Annotated in this window: 13 protein-coding genes and 2 tRNA genes; 6 read left to right on the top strand and 9 right to left on the bottom strand. The window is 52.8% G+C overall.

What is annotated here, in order from left to right; genetic code table 11:
• The first annotated feature begins 113 nt into the window (after window positions 1–113).
• Window positions 114–190: transfer RNA gene (locus tag J2125_RS22470), tRNA-Val, on the top strand.
• Between the two features lie 17 nt (window positions 191–207).
• Window positions 208–284: transfer RNA gene (locus J2125_RS22465), tRNA-Val, on the top strand.
• Between the two features lie 33 nt (window positions 285–317).
• On the opposite strand, the gene J2125_RS22460 is transcribed toward J2125_RS22465, so the two are convergent.
• A complete protein-coding gene (locus tag J2125_RS22460) occupies window positions 318–1,148 on the bottom strand; it encodes an alpha/beta hydrolase (protein ID WP_241763967.1) in 831 nt (276 codons plus the stop codon).
• A gap of 77 nt (window positions 1,149–1,225) precedes the next feature.
• Window positions 1,226–2,170, bottom strand: coding sequence for a LysR family transcriptional regulator (locus J2125_RS22455; RefSeq protein WP_017802172.1), 945 nt, complete (start codon window positions 2,168–2,170; stop codon window positions 1,226–1,228).
• A 72-nt stretch (window positions 2,171–2,242) separates the two neighbouring features.
• On the opposite strand from J2125_RS22455, the gene J2125_RS22450 reads away from it, so the two are divergent.
• The 3 genes from J2125_RS22450 to J2125_RS22440 all read left to right on the top strand — a co-directional run bounded on the left by J2125_RS22450 (window position 2,243) and on the right by J2125_RS22440 (window position 5,559).
• Window positions 2,243–3,175: an alpha/beta hydrolase gene (locus J2125_RS22450; protein WP_017802171.1), complete on the top strand. Its 933-nt coding sequence runs from the start codon at window positions 2,243–2,245 to the stop codon at window positions 3,173–3,175.
• 430 nt (window positions 3,176–3,605) lie between these two features.
• Window positions 3,606–5,018 carry a pyruvate kinase PykF gene (pykF, locus tag J2125_RS22445; RefSeq protein WP_017802170.1) on the top strand — a complete coding sequence of 471 codons (1,413 nt, stop codon included), beginning with the start codon at window positions 3,606–3,608 and terminating at the stop codon, window positions 5,016–5,018.
• Window positions 5,019–5,322: 304 nt separating this feature from the next.
• Window positions 5,323–5,559 carry a major outer membrane lipoprotein gene (locus J2125_RS22440; protein WP_017802169.1) on the top strand — a complete coding sequence of 79 codons (237 nt, stop codon included), beginning with the start codon at window positions 5,323–5,325 and terminating at the stop codon, window positions 5,557–5,559.
• A 147-nt stretch (window positions 5,560–5,706) separates the two neighbouring features.
• Here the strand turns inward: J2125_RS22440 and J2125_RS22435 are convergent, their stop codons facing one another.
• The 7 genes from J2125_RS22435 to sufA form a co-directional block, all read right to left on the bottom strand.
• Window positions 5,707–6,747: a L,D-transpeptidase family protein gene (locus J2125_RS22435; protein WP_017802168.1), complete on the bottom strand. Its 1,041-nt coding sequence runs from the start codon at window positions 6,745–6,747 to the stop codon at window positions 5,707–5,709.
• A 71-nt stretch (window positions 6,748–6,818) separates the two neighbouring features.
• Entirely contained in the window at window positions 6,819–7,235 is a 417-nt protein-coding gene (sufE, locus tag J2125_RS22430; RefSeq protein WP_017802167.1) for a cysteine desulfuration protein SufE, read from the bottom strand.
• A 28-nt stretch (window positions 7,236–7,263) separates the two neighbouring features.
• Window positions 7,264–8,487 carry a cysteine desulfurase SufS gene (gene sufS / locus J2125_RS22425; protein ID WP_017802166.1) on the bottom strand — a complete coding sequence of 408 codons (1,224 nt, stop codon included), beginning with the start codon at window positions 8,485–8,487 and terminating at the stop codon, window positions 7,264–7,266.
• Complete coding sequence (sufD, locus tag J2125_RS22420; RefSeq protein WP_017802165.1) at window positions 8,477–9,763, bottom strand: Fe-S cluster assembly protein SufD; 1,287 nt, start codon at window positions 9,761–9,763, stop codon at window positions 8,477–8,479. The genes sufS and sufD overlap by 11 nt, the downstream gene beginning before the upstream one ends.
• The gene (gene sufC, locus J2125_RS22415) at window positions 9,738–10,484 is read right to left on the bottom strand and encodes a Fe-S cluster assembly ATPase SufC (protein WP_017802164.1); all 747 of its coding nucleotides are present in this window, start codon (window positions 10,482–10,484) and stop codon (window positions 9,738–9,740) included. Before sufC ends, sufD begins: the two co-directional genes overlap by 26 nt.
• 51 nt (window positions 10,485–10,535) lie before the next feature.
• Window positions 10,536–12,029: a Fe-S cluster assembly protein SufB gene (gene sufB, locus J2125_RS22410; protein WP_017802163.1), complete on the bottom strand. Its 1,494-nt coding sequence runs from the start codon at window positions 12,027–12,029 to the stop codon at window positions 10,536–10,538.
• A gap of 8 nt (window positions 12,030–12,037) precedes the next feature.
• Window positions 12,038–12,412: a Fe-S cluster assembly scaffold SufA gene (gene sufA, locus J2125_RS22405; protein ID WP_017802162.1), complete on the bottom strand. Its 375-nt coding sequence runs from the start codon at window positions 12,410–12,412 to the stop codon at window positions 12,038–12,040.
• Between the two features lie 397 nt (window positions 12,413–12,809).
• Here sufA and J2125_RS22400 point away from each other — a divergent pair, with 397 nt between their 5' ends.
• A complete protein-coding gene (locus tag J2125_RS22400; protein WP_026111843.1) occupies window positions 12,810–13,214 on the top strand; it encodes a hypothetical protein in 405 nt (134 codons plus the stop codon).
• The last annotated feature ends 28 nt before the right edge of the window (window positions 13,215–13,242 follow it).

The raw sequence follows: 13,242 nt of genomic DNA, 5'->3' as shown, positions 1-13,242 counted from the left end.
CGCTGATTGCACAGTTGCGCAGCAGTCGATAACAAAAATAGATGTTTCCACTTGCCAGGCGGGGACACTGCCGTTAATATTCGTCCCCGTTGTCAACACGATAGCGAAATGATGCGTCCGTAGCTCAGTTGGTTAGAGCACCACCTTGACATGGTGGGGGTCGGTGGTTCGAGTCCACTCGGACGCACCAGATATCGTTGCAGCAAAGCGTTCTTAGCTCAGTTGGTTAGAGCACCACCTTGACATGGTGGGGGTCGGAGGTTCGAGTCCTCTAGAACGCACCACTCCTTTTTTCCCCTCTGTTTCTGTATCACCCCTTAACGTTGAAAATGATGCATCATCGCTTTTTGCAGCGCCAGCATCGGCACTGACTGATGAGACTGATCCGCATAAAGCACAAATTCCGTCCGCACATTTTGTTGTTGTCCCGCCTGTAACTGCCACGCCAGTTCGCGAATGCCATCAACCATCCGCCGCTGCCGACGATGCTGCACCAGCGTTGCACGTGTTGCGGCATCCAGGCTGAGTTCAAAACGTTGCAGCGACTGCTCATACTCCCCCACCGACAGCAACAGCACCTTCTGCTCCGCGATATCCGAGCGTAGGGCAAAGCGCGCGGCCATGGCACTGAGATAGCCATCGTTCCACCATACTGACGGACTGGAGGCATAGTAGTGGCGAAAGCTGTCGCTGGCGGTAAACAAGGTATTCAGGGTGAAGAGCCCGCCATAGGAGTGACCAAATAGCGCAGTATTACGGTTATCGATCGACAACTGACTGCTGAGCCAGGGTTTAAGCTGATGCTGAATAAAGTCGAGAAACGCGGCCGACTGTCCTGCCATCCCCGGCGGATAAAAGCCGCCATGCGGACTGGCTTCCGCGACCAGCTGCGCCACCGCCGGACGATAATCTTTTTCCCGCCGGCTGCTGTCCGGGTAATCAATCGCTACCACCACGCCCGGCAGCAGGCAACAGCGCGGATGGGCCAGCGTGCGCAGCAGATATTCGGCAATCGGAAAATAGCTGGCGCCATCCAGCAGAAAGATCACCGGCCAGCCATTTTCCGGTGCAGGTTCATCCGGCCAGCACAGCTGGATGCGGTAGTCGCCGCAGCTGTGGGAGTGAAAAATCGTATCGCGGTTATACATAAACATCTCTTTCGGTTCTGCCTGGGATAAGAAAACTGCCTTTTCATCACCACGCCGTCAATTGTTTCCGATCGGCATTATGCAGAATCAGCGGCCTGAAAGTTTATCACCAGCATATCGATAAATTGCCGGATTTTAGCCGCCAGATGTTTCCGGTTGGGATAAATGGCATTGATGGGGATCTGTTTCCCTGCATAGTGCGGAAATAATTTTACCAGACGATGGTTATGCAGATCATCAGCAGCCAGAAAAGAGGGCATTAGCGCAATACCCATCCCTTCAACAGCGGCATCTTTGATCGCTTCGCCACTATCAAAGCGCAGGCGGCGATTTCCGCTAATTGAAACCTCAACGCCGTCATCGTTAGCCAGTCGCCATATACCAGAACCAGCCTGAAGCCCATAGATCAGCCGCTGATGTGCGCCCAGTTCAGCAATATTTTCCGGCATCCCATGGTTCTGCAAATAAGCCGGAGAGGCGTAAATCCAGGGACGGTAGCGGGTAATCGGCCGTGCCACCATCATCGAATCGTCAGGCATATCCCCCATTCTGATACCGAGATCAAATCCTTCTTCGACCAGATCGACAAGCCTGTCGGTAAAACTGATTTCGACATCCAGATCGGGCCATTTTTCAAGAAAATCATTGAGTAGCGGCAGAATCGCTATCCGGCCAAAAGCCGAAGTGACCGTCAGACGTAAAGTGCCTTTCGGTTGGGGATTATCCTGCCTGATGCTGCTTTCAGCCTCGTGAATATCAGTCAGTATCTGGATGCATCGTTCGTAAAAGTATTGCCCATCAGCGGTCAGTGACACACTTCGCGTGGTGCGATGGAGTAACCGCGTAGCCAGATGCGCCTCCAGCCGCGCCAGCGACTTTCCCGCCGCAGAACGCGTTAACCCCAGCGCTTTACCAGCGGCAACAATGCTGCCGGTTTCAGCAATCGCCACAAAGGTGCGCATGGTATTGAGTTCAATCCCGCCGCTAAGGTGATGCCCGGTGAGGAATTTATGGCTGCTCATTGTAGAAACCCTTTCCCGAATTGTTGGATTACATTATCAGCGTAGAAAATAATTCACCGGGAGAGAAGTTAAATGTTACCTGTTAATGCGCAAAACGCGTTGAATGGCTGGATAGCGGCTGCCATGCCAGTTGTAGAGAAAATAAATGGTCAAAGCGACCAAAGCTGGTCCGCGGCGCGCGCGGATTATGTTGACGGGCTTGACCGTCTTTTTCCCGCGACGGAGGGCGTGGCCTTTACCAGGGTTGATCTGGGTGGTGTAGCGACAATGGTGGTGACGCCGGATAACCTTATCGATGGCCGTGTACTTTTTTATATCCATGGCGGCGGTTATGTTCACGGCGGTGTAAAAGCGTATCAGGGCCTGGCCGGGAACTACGCCAGACTGCTTGGTGCCCGGGTTTATGTGCCTGACTACCGCCAGGCGCCGGAACACCCTTTCCCGACCCCGATTGAAGATACCTTCACCGCTTATCGTTCATTGCTGGATAGCGGCATTGATCCGCGCGCGCTGGCCATTTCCGGGGATTCAGCAGGCGGGGCGATGGTGATAACCATTATGCGCAAAGCGAGAGATTTTCATCTGCCGCTTCCTGCCGCCGCCGTGGCTATTTCGCCGTGGGCAGATCTGACCCATAGCGGCGACTCGGCGCGAGTCAGAGATGGTATTGACCCTTTGTGCAGCACTGAGTTTCTCAACCAGCTGGCAGCTACCTTCCTCGCCGGGGAGTTGCCAACGCATCCCGATGCCTCACCGGTTTTTGCCGATGTTCGCGGTCTTGCGCCGGTGCTGATCCAAATCGGTGAAAATGAAGTGATGTTGAGTGGTGCGATGCAGCTGGCCTCTCATCTTGCAGAAAACCGCGTAAGAACCTCCCTTGAGGTATGGCCTGGCATGTTCCACGTCTGGCATTTATTTGCCGGGCTGCTTCCTGAAGCAGACCAGGCGTTACGTAACGCCGTAAGATTCCTTGATGATGCACTGCCATCTGAGAGCAAAGGGTAAACCCGGCTGGCGCAGGCGGCTCATGCAGAGCTGCTTCGCTGGCATTTTCAGCTTTTTCCTGGTAAAAATCTGACGGCGTGAAATTTGCCTTACGCTTGCGCAACTTCACTTTTTCTTGATCCTGGCGAGGTTGTTACACCGCTTTTTAATTGGTTTTCGCACACTTAGCGACTATAATACCATCCGTTGTTTCACTTGAATGGTTTCAGCCAATTGACCTGTCGATACTTACAACGATCACAGTTTGCGCAACACAGCCCGGCGGGCCAGCTAAACCATCCGCACAACTTCCTCTGCACGCTTTATATCTGTCACCTATTCTTACTCTGTATCGCAGATCGCTTGTTACCAGGCACAAATTTCTCCTTCGGTGGCCACGCCATCGAAATCAATCCTTTATCATCCATCACAACTTATAGATAACTTGCTCATGAAAAAGACCAAGATCGTATGTACTATCGGTCCAAAAACCGAATCGGAAGAAATGCTGACCAACCTGCTTGACGCAGGTATGAACGTAATGCGCCTTAACTTCTCCCATGGTGATTATGCCGAACACGGTCAGCGCATCGTTAACCTGCGCAATGTAATGAGCAAAACCGGCCATCAGGCGGCAGTTCTGCTCGACACCAAAGGCCCGGAAATCCGTACTATGAAGCTGGAAGGCGGCGTTGATGCCTCTCTGAAAGCGGGTCAGACCTTTACCTTTACCACCGACCAGTCGGTGATCGGCAACACCGAGCGTGTGGCAGTCACTTACCCTGGCTTTGCAGCGGACCTGAAAATCGGCAATACCGTTCTGGTTGATGACGGCCTGATCGGCATGGAAGTGACTGAAGTCACCGAAAACAGCGTGGTATGTAAAGTGCTGAACAACGGTGACCTTGGTGAAAACAAAGGCGTTAACCTGCCAGGCGTCTCCATCCAGCTGCCCGCGCTGGCGGAAAAAGATAAACGCGACCTGATTTTCGGTTGCGAGCAAGGCGTTGACTTCGTTGCCGCCTCGTTTATCCGTAAACGTTCCGATGTACTGGAAATCCGTGAGCACCTGAAGCAGCACGGCGGCGAGCATATTCAGATCATCTCCAAGATCGAGAACCAGGAAGGCCTGAATAACTTCGACGAAATCCTGGATGCCTCTGACGGCATTATGGTGGCGCGTGGTGATCTCGGCGTGGAAATTCCGGTGGAAGAAGTGATCTTCGCCCAGAAGATGATGATCAAAAAATGTAACCGCGCACGTAAAGTGGTGATCACCGCCACCCAGATGCTCGATTCAATGATCAAAAACCCACGCCCTACCCGTGCGGAAGCTGGCGACGTGGCTAATGCCATCCTCGACGGCACCGATGCGGTGATGCTGTCAGGCGAAAGTGCGAAGGGTAAATACCCGCTGGAGTCGGTCACCATTATGGCGACCATCTGTGAGCGTACCGACCGCGTGATGAAGAGCCGTATTGACTCGCAGCACGACAGCCGCAAAATGCGCATCACCGAAGCGGTGTGCCGCGGTGCGGTAGAAACTGCGGAAAAACTGGAGTCGCCGCTGATTGTAGTCGCCACCGAAGGCGGTAAATCAGCCAAGTCGATCCGTAAGTACTTCCCGAACGCCACCATCCTGGCGCTGACCACCAATGAACAGACCGCGCGCCAGCTGCTGCTGAGCAAAGGTATCGTTACCCATATCGTGAAAGAGATCGCCTCAACCGACGATTTCTACCGTATTGGTAAAGAAGCGGCGCTGGAAAGTGGCTATGCGCTGAAAGGCGAAGTGGTAGTGATGGTATCCGGTGCATTAGTGCCAAGTGGCACTACTAATACCGCGTCAGTTCACGTTCTGTAATTAAAGATTACCCTTCGCAGACAAAAAGCGCCTTTAAGGCGCTTTTTTTACAACTTCAGTAAACAGTTTCTAAGAAATTTCCAATCGAAAATAACTATTCAAATTCGGAAATAACAAAGATTAATCCGATTAAAACTTTCTGTTTTCTTTTAATTTTTTGTTTTTTTTCGCCAGACAGATGCTTCTTTGAGCGAACGATCAACTTTAGGCACGTTCTCATCAAAAAATTATTCTCATTAGAAAATACTTTGTGTAATACTTGTAACGCTACATGGAGATTAACTCAATCTAGAGGGTATAAATAATGAATCGTACTAAACTGGTACTGGGCGCGGTAATCCTGGCTTCAACTATGCTGGCTGGTTGTTCTAGCAATGCTAAAATCGACCAACTGTCTACCGACGTTCAGACTCTGAACGCTAAAGTTGACCAGCTGAGCAACGACGTGAACGCAGTGCGTTCTGACGTTCAGGCTGCTAAAGACGACGCAGCACGCGCTAACCAGCGTCTGGACAACCAGGCTCACGCTTACAAAAAATAAGCGCGTTCTGGTATTAAAAATGGCGCACATTGTGCGCCATTTTTTTGTCTGTTTTTTAGCTCTTTTATGCCTCTCATGTATCCGTTATCAGCAAGGGCGGCGTTCTCACCGCCCGTTACGAATATCTTACCCTCTGCTCTCTCAGCGCTATTCTGCCGGTCGTTCGCCAGTTGCCTGTGAGATGGTGGCGGGCTGACTGCCTGATGGCTCAGAATGCGTCTGCTGCTGGATAATCGCTGGCAGTGGCGTGTTTTCATCCACCGCTTCACCACGATTTACCAGCACCGGCATCCCGGAGCGGCGCGCCAGAGTCTGTTTAATCAGCGCGCTGTCACTGTGCCTGCTGTTGATAAACGTCTGCGCCGCTTTGCTTAGCGGCAGCTTCATGGTCTGCGGGTCATCACTCTCGTGGTGCGACAACGGCTGATGCACCTCAATATAGCGCTTGCCGTCTGGCTCAATGGCGTACTTCACCGGCTGATTAATTATCTGCACCCGCGTCCCTTTTGGCACCGCATTAAATAACGCTTCAATATCGTCCGGACGTAAACGGATACAGCCGGAGCTGACGCGCATACCGATGCCGAAGTTGGCGTTGGTGCCATGGATCAGATACTGGCCTTTCCCGTACGCCAGACGCAGCGCATACAGCCCCATCGGGTTATCCGGCCCGGCAGGCACCACCGCCGGCAGCGTCACGCCATCCTGCGCATAGCGCTTGCGGATATTAGCGGTCGGCGTCCAGCTGGGATCGGGCACTTTCTGGCCAACACTGGTGACTACCAGCGGCGTCATAATGCCCTGCTGGCCGATACCAATCGGATAGACCACGACTCTGTTCTCGCCTTTCGGGTAGTAATAGAGACGTAATTCGGCGAGGTTAACCACAATGCCTTCACGTTTAGTATCCGGCAGCAGCATCTGGGTGGGGATAGTCAGCTGGCTGTTGGCTTTCGGCAGCCAGGGATCGGTACCCGGATTGGCTTCCAGCATGCCCAGCAGGCCAATTTTATACCCGGCAGCGATCTGTTCCAGCGAACGGTTATCACCCGGCACAATATAGGTGCTGTTTTCGCCAATCAGGCGACTGTTTTCGGCAGGTAAAGGGTAGTCTGTCGCACTGGCAGTGCGCGTCCCGGCAAGCAGGCTAAGAAGGAAAAATCCGGCAAGGTGTAACACAGGTTTCATGCGCAACTCTCTCGTTATCAATGAAGGACACCCCGCTTAGCGAAACGAGGTGTTCAACGAGAAAGTGTAGCTCAGACGAGCGTCTGTGCTTTGAGACGAATGGCGCGGATCATCGCTTCCAGCCCCTGTGAACGGGACGGAGTGAGGTGCTGGGTCAGGGCAAGTTGTTCAAACCACGGTCGCACATCAAATTCAACAATCTCACGCGCGGTCATCTGCTGATACAGGATAAAGACAATAGCAATCAGTCCTTTAACAATCGCCGCATCGCTGTCGCCCTGTAACTGGATTTTACCATCGCTGGCCTGATCCATCACAATCCACACCTGGCTCTGACAGCCGGAAATGGTGTTCTCGGGCTGATGCAATGAATCGGACAATTCTGGCAGAACCGCGCCTAATTCAATCACGTACAGATACTTCTCTTCCCAGTTGGCGCAGCGATTGAAATTGCGCACCAGCTTATCTTTGTCTGGCAATGTCGCCATCAGTTCCTCCCTTGCCTGCTGGGTGGCATCAGCCGCCCAGCAAACGATGAATACGTAGCAGACCCGCAACCAGCCGGTCAGCCTCTTCTTCGCTATTATACATGGCAAAGGAAGCGCGACACATCGCCGGTACCTGGTAATAATTCATCAGTGGCATAGCGCAGTGATGGCCGGTGCGGATCGCAATGCCATACTGGTCAAGGAAGCTACCGACGTCATAAGCGTGATGACGACCGAGATTAAAGGCAATCACCCCGGCCCGCTGCTGCGGTCCGTAGATAATCAGATCGGGAACCGATGCCAGTTTATCCAGCGCATAACGCATCAGCATCTGCTCGCGCTGCTGGATATTATCCAGTCCCAGCGCAGCGACATAGGCCAGCGCGGCGCCCAGACCGATAATGCCACCGGTGTTTGGCGTACCCGCTTCAAAGCGCCATGGCGCAGCGGCAAAGCTGGTGCCTTCCGTCAGGCTGACGGTGGCGATCATTGAACCGCCGCCTTCCCATGGTGGCATCTGATCCAGCAGCGCTTTGCGGCCATACAGCACGCCAATCCCGGTCGGGCCGTAGATCTTATGGCCGGAGAACACGTAGAAATCACAGTCGATATCCTGCACATCGACCTGCTCATGCATCACCGCCTGCGCGCCGTCAATCAGCGTCACCACCCCGGCGGCTTTCGCCACAGCAACCAGCGCTTTGACCGGGTTAATGGAGCCAAGTACGTTAGAAACCTGGGTCACTGCGAGGATGCGCGTCCGGCTGTCAATTAATGACGGCAGCTGCGCCACATCCAGCTCACCCTGCGGCGTCAGCGGCAGTACGCGAATTTCCGCGCCCACACGTTTCGCCACCATCTGCCATGGCACGATATTAGCGTGGTGCTCCATCTGGGTGATAATAATGTTATCACCCGCCTGCAGCTGACTGCCGCCCCAGCTGCTGGCCACCAGGTTAATGCCTTCGGTTGTGCCTTTAACAAACACAATCTCTTCCGGCGAAGCGGCATTAAGAAAACGCGCCGCCTGATTGCGCACATTCTCCATCGCCGTGGTGGCTTCAGCACTCAGGGTGTGAATACCGCGATGCACTGCGGCGTAGCCATGCTGATAGAAATGGCTTTCTGCGTTAATTACCGCTAACGGTTTTTGCGCGCTGGCGGCACTGTCGAGATAGGCCAACGGCTGGCCGTTGACCTCGCGCGACAGAATCGGGAAGTCCGCTCTGACGCGCGCAAGATCAAAATTCATTCGTTGCCTCCGGGAAACGCCGGGAGATACGGTGCAACACCACCTCTTTCAGCGTTTCATCAGTGATCGCTTCCGTCAGCTCTGCGGCAAAAGCGTAGATAATCATGCGCTCTGCGGACTCTTTATCAATCCCGCGCGAACGCAGATAGAACATCTGTTCATCGTCAATACGACCAATGGTGGCGCCATGGCTGCATTTAACGTCATCGGCATAGATTTCCAGCTGCGGTTTGGTATCTACTTCCGCCAGACGACCCAGCAACAGGTTATTGTTGGTCATCTGTCCGTCAGTTTTCAGCGCATGCTTCGCCACTTTAATCATGCCGTTAAACACGGCGCGCGCGCGATCGCGCACGATGGTTTTATGCAGCTGACGGCTCTGGCAATGACCTTTATTGTGCTCAAGATAAGTACGGGTGTCGGACACGTCTTTATCGACCGGCAGAATCAGGCTGTTGATCACCAGGTTGCTGTTTTCACCATTCAGTTGTGAACTGGTGTTATGACGCGTCAGACCCGCGCCCAGCAGGAAGCTCTGGCTGTTAACCCGGCAATCGCGCAGCAGCGTAATGTCGTTATGGGCAAAGTGGTAACTGCCAACATTCTCAAACGCCAGTTTGGTGTGATTCAGCTGGGCATTGTTGCCAAGCGCCATCGTCATGCGCGCGCCGGTGAAATGCACCGCGTCATTCAGGCTGACATAGTGTTCAATCACTTCAGCTGCGGCGCCATCTTCCAGCTGAAGATGATGACGATAGTGTGAAGTGTTCATCTGCGCAGCGCCGCTGCCGCTGCTGATATGCAGCAGATACAACGGCCGTGGCGCCACTTTGCCGCGCGCCAGATGCACGGTCGTGGCCTCTTCCGCCAGACTTTCGGTCAGGTGCAGAAACACTTCCGGCTGGACTGGCGCGTCAAAAGCGCGACGGTCGGCAGCACGGGAGATTTGAATATCAAACAGGTCAAAGCTGCTGTCGCTAAATTCAGCACTGAACTTGCCATCGATATACACCAGGCGCACCGCATCCAGATTTAGCGTCAGCTGCGCCAGAGCGTCAGCGCTGACATCGCCATTTTTTGGCAGCACAAAGCTTTCGCCAAACAGCGTTTCCAGCGGCGTATATTTCCAGTTTTCCTGCTTGCGCGTCGGTAAGCCTAAACGCAGCAGCTGCTGCCAGTGTTGTTGCGCCTGTAGCGAACGGTTTTCACCGCGCGACTCAAACAGGTGATGCCACTGTTGCAGCGCGTTTTCACTCTTCGTCGGTAAGCCAGCCATAGCCCTGCTCCTCCAACTGTTTAACCAGGCTAAAGTCGCCGGATTTAACGATTTTGCCCTGATACAGCACGTGAACGAAATCCGGCTTAATATAATCAAGGATACGCTGATAGTGGGTAACGATAATAAATGAGCGTTTGCCATCGCGCAGAGTGTTAACCCCGTTGGCGACAATTTTCAGCGCATCGATATCCAGACCGGAGTCGGTCTCATCAAGAATACACAGTTCTGGCTCCAGGGCTGCCATCTGCAGAATATCGTTACGTTTTTTCTCACCGCCGGAGAAGCCGACGTTGACTGAACGGGTCAGCAAATCTTCCGGCATTTTCAGCAGGTGAATTTTATCTTCGATAAAGTCCTGGAAATCGAAACGATCCAGCGCGTCCTGACCGCGGTATTTACGCACCGAGTTGACCGACGTCTGCAGGAAGAACTGGTTACTGACGCCCGGGATCTCAACCGGATACTGGAACGCCATAAAGATACCTTCACCCGCGCGCTCTTCCGGCGCCAGTTCCAGCAGGTCTTTGCCTTTAAAGCTTACTTCACCGCCAACCACTTCATACTCTTCGCGTCCGGCCAGGGTCGCGGAAAGCGTGCTCTTACCTGAGCCATTCGGGCCCATAATTGCGTGGACTTCGCCGGGTTTAACCTCTAAATCCAGACCGCGCAAAATCGGCTTATCTTCAATACTTACCTGTAAATTTTTGATACTTAACATAGAATTTCCTTCACATTGCCTTCCGGCAACGGTTCTTATCGCGACGCGGGTTTAACCCACGCTATGTTCCAGACTGATGGCCAGCAGTTTTTGCGCTTCAACAGCAAATTCCAGCGGCAGTTCGGAGAAGACGTCTTTACAGAAGCCATTCACAATCATCGAGATGGCGTCATCTTCACTGATACCGCGCTGCACACAATAGAACAGTTGATCTTCACCGATACGCGAGGTCGTCGCCTCATGTTCCAGCTGGGCAGTGTTGTTACGCACTTCAACATACGGGAAGGTATGCGCGCCACAGTCAGCACCAATCAGCATGGAGTCACACTGGGTGAAGTTACGGGCGTTGGTGGCGGTCGGCATAATTTTCACCAGACCACGGTAAGTGTTCTCACTTTTACCGGCGGAAATCCCTTTAGAGATAATCGTCGACTTGGTGTTTTTACCAATATGGATCATCTTGGTGCCGGTATCGGCCTGCTGATGACCCGCGGTCAGCGCCACCGAGAAGAACTCGCCGATCGAGTTGTCGCCACGCAGGATCACACTCGGATATTTCCAGGTAATGGCGGAACCGGTTTCTGACTGGGTCCAGGACATTTTACTGCCATCGCCTTCGCACAGCGCGCGTTTGGTGACGAAGTTCAGAATACCGCCTTCGGCTTCACCGCCGGCGAACCAGTTCTGCACCGTTGAGTATTTCACTTCGGCATTTTTATGGATAATCACTTCCACTACCGCCGCATGCAGCTGGTAAGTGTCACGCACCGGCGCCGAACAACCTTCGATATAGCTGACATAACTGTCTTCATCGGCAACCAGGATGGTGCGTTCGAACTGACCGGTCTTCGCCGCATTAATACGGAAATAGGTCGACAGCTCCATCGGGCAGCGCACCCCTTTCGGGATATAGACGAAGGTGCCGTCCGAAGCCACTGCGGAGTTAAGCGCCGCAAAGAAGTTATCGTTGGCAGGCACCACGGTGCCGAGATACTTCTGCACCAGCTCCGGATGGTCATGAATCGCTTCGCTGAATGAGCAGAAAATAATCCCCTGCTCCGCCAGCTTATGACGGTAAGTGGTGGAAACGGATACAGAGTCAAAAATAGCATCGACCGCCACTTCCTGACCTTCACGCACCGGCACACCCAGCTGTTTAAACGCCTCTTCCACTTCCTGCGTCAGATAGTTGGCTGGCTCAGCGCCGGACGCCTGGGTCGCGCCGGGTTCAGAGGCGCAGCTGTCGTCGCAGTTGCCGCAGGATGGCGCGGAGTAGTAGCTGTAATCCTGATAATCAAGCGATTTGTAATTAGCCTTCAGCCAGTGTGGCTCTTCCATCTTCAGCCAGGCTTCATAGGCTTTCAGACGGAATTCCAGCATCCACTCAGGTTCATTGCGTTTAGCGGAAATCGCGCGGACCACCTCTTCGCTGAGGCCGTGCGCCAGTTCATCGGTTTCCAGATTGGTAAAGAAGCCCTCTTTGTAGTTCTGATGGCTGCCTTCCCAGATTTGTACATCGTCAGATGCTTCAGTATGTCGCGACATAACGTTAGTTACTCTACGCCAAAGCTCTCACCACAGCCGCAGGCGTGTTGAGCTTTGGGGTTATTAAATTTGAAAATCTGATTCAGGCCTTCGCGGACGAAGTCGACTTCGGTGCCGTCGACAAACGGCATCGCCTGAAGCGGGACAAACAAGCTGGCTCCCTGATGGGTGAACTGAAGATCGTCTTCAGCGGGTTCTTTCACCAGTTCCATCACATAACCAAAACCCGCGCAGCCAGACTGCTTCACGCCGAGCTTTAATCCCTTAACGTGTGGATCGCTGGCGGAAAGCGCAATAATTTGCTGCGCCGCGCTGTCGGTGAGCTTAAGTCCCTTCCAGACAAAGTCGTCAGGAGAGAATGATGCAGGATTTGCAGATTGCATAAAAAAAGTACCTCGCGATGCGATAGCCCATGAGGGCTAATATCCCTATGTTAGTGATAATGATTAATGCTTCAACCTCTTGTTTTGCAGGGATATAGCTGAAATGGTCTTTTTCGTACCTGTTTTACTAAGGATAGACCCTGTACTGAGGATTGCGCTCTGCGCCTCATACTGCAAAACTGAAGTAATAATCTGTTAAAAAACAACAACTCATTCGTTAACACAAAGTAACGAAGATGAATAATAGTTATTTTACCCGTTTATCGGGCGTCAGGTATCGATTATATCAATTTAATTAACAGGCAGCATTTATCGGTAAATAAGTTTCTGGAATATCTTGAAGATCGTGCTGATTATAATATGATAATGATTATCATTAACGTGATTGGATGGTTGCATGAATGTCTCGATGAGTGCCTGGCTGCAGTACAAAATTGATGAGTACAAGTTTTCGATGCGCGATATCACCGTCGATTTCTATATGGCGCAGGCTAAGCTCAACCGTCCGGACTGCTCACTCGATCAGCTACGCAAATTCAGCGACACCTGTTTAGATATGGCCGAATTGTGCCAGATCAACGGCGACGACCAGAGCTATCTGCATGCGCTGGGAAAACTGCATCATCGCCTGGTTTCCGAGATGGTAAATAGCGAGCGTGAACGTCTGTTCCGTATGCAAGCCTGGCAGCTGGCGCGTCACTCACTTACCCAACTGTGCCATCAGCTGGCGATTAGCGGAGAGTGGGACAAAGCCACGGTATTGCAGAATGAGTTTGTGAAGCACGCGTCGTGGAATATGTAATACGGGCGACGAGCGCCGCCCGTGCGCA

This window comes from Winslowiella toletana (assembly GCF_017875465.1).
In the GTDB taxonomy this organism is placed as follows: domain Bacteria; phylum Pseudomonadota; class Gammaproteobacteria; order Enterobacterales; family Enterobacteriaceae; genus Erwinia; species Erwinia toletana.
Note: the sequence above shows the minus strand (reverse complement) of the source record. Positions and strands in the feature narration are given on the sequence as shown.

Excerpts from the sequence above, each read along its gene's own strand:
- pykF (WP_017802170.1), top strand. The coding sequence starts at position 3,606 with ATGAAAAAGACCAAGATCGTATGTACTATCGGTCCAAAAACCGAATCG.
- J2125_RS22455 (WP_017802172.1), bottom strand. The coding sequence starts at position 2,170 with ATGAGCAGCCATAAATTCCTCACCGGGCATCACCTTAGCGGCGGGATT.
- J2125_RS22440 (WP_017802169.1), top strand. The coding sequence starts at position 5,323 with ATGAATCGTACTAAACTGGTACTGGGCGCGGTAATCCTGGCTTCAACT.
- sufE (WP_017802167.1), bottom strand. The coding sequence starts at position 7,235 with ATGGCGACATTGCCAGACAAAGATAAGCTGGTGCGCAATTTCAATCGC.
- sufC (WP_017802164.1), bottom strand. The coding sequence starts at position 10,484 with ATGTTAAGTATCAAAAATTTACAGGTAAGTATTGAAGATAAGCCGATT.
- J2125_RS22400 (WP_026111843.1), top strand. The coding sequence starts at position 12,810 with ATGAATGTCTCGATGAGTGCCTGGCTGCAGTACAAAATTGATGAGTAC.
- J2125_RS22450 (WP_017802171.1), top strand. The coding sequence starts at position 2,243 with ATGTTACCTGTTAATGCGCAAAACGCGTTGAATGGCTGGATAGCGGCT.
- sufA (WP_017802162.1), bottom strand. The coding sequence starts at position 12,412 with ATGCAATCTGCAAATCCTGCATCATTCTCTCCTGACGACTTTGTCTGG.
- J2125_RS22460 (WP_241763967.1), bottom strand. The coding sequence starts at position 1,148 with ATGTATAACCGCGATACGATTTTTCACTCCCACAGCTGCGGCGACTAC.
- sufD (WP_017802165.1), bottom strand. The coding sequence starts at position 9,763 with ATGGCTGGCTTACCGACGAAGAGTGAAAACGCGCTGCAACAGTGGCAT.
- sufB (WP_017802163.1), bottom strand. The coding sequence starts at position 12,029 with ATGTCGCGACATACTGAAGCATCTGACGATGTACAAATCTGGGAAGGC.
- J2125_RS22435 (WP_017802168.1), bottom strand. The coding sequence starts at position 6,747 with ATGAAACCTGTGTTACACCTTGCCGGATTTTTCCTTCTTAGCCTGCTT.
- sufS (WP_017802166.1), bottom strand. The coding sequence starts at position 8,487 with ATGAATTTTGATCTTGCGCGCGTCAGAGCGGACTTCCCGATTCTGTCG.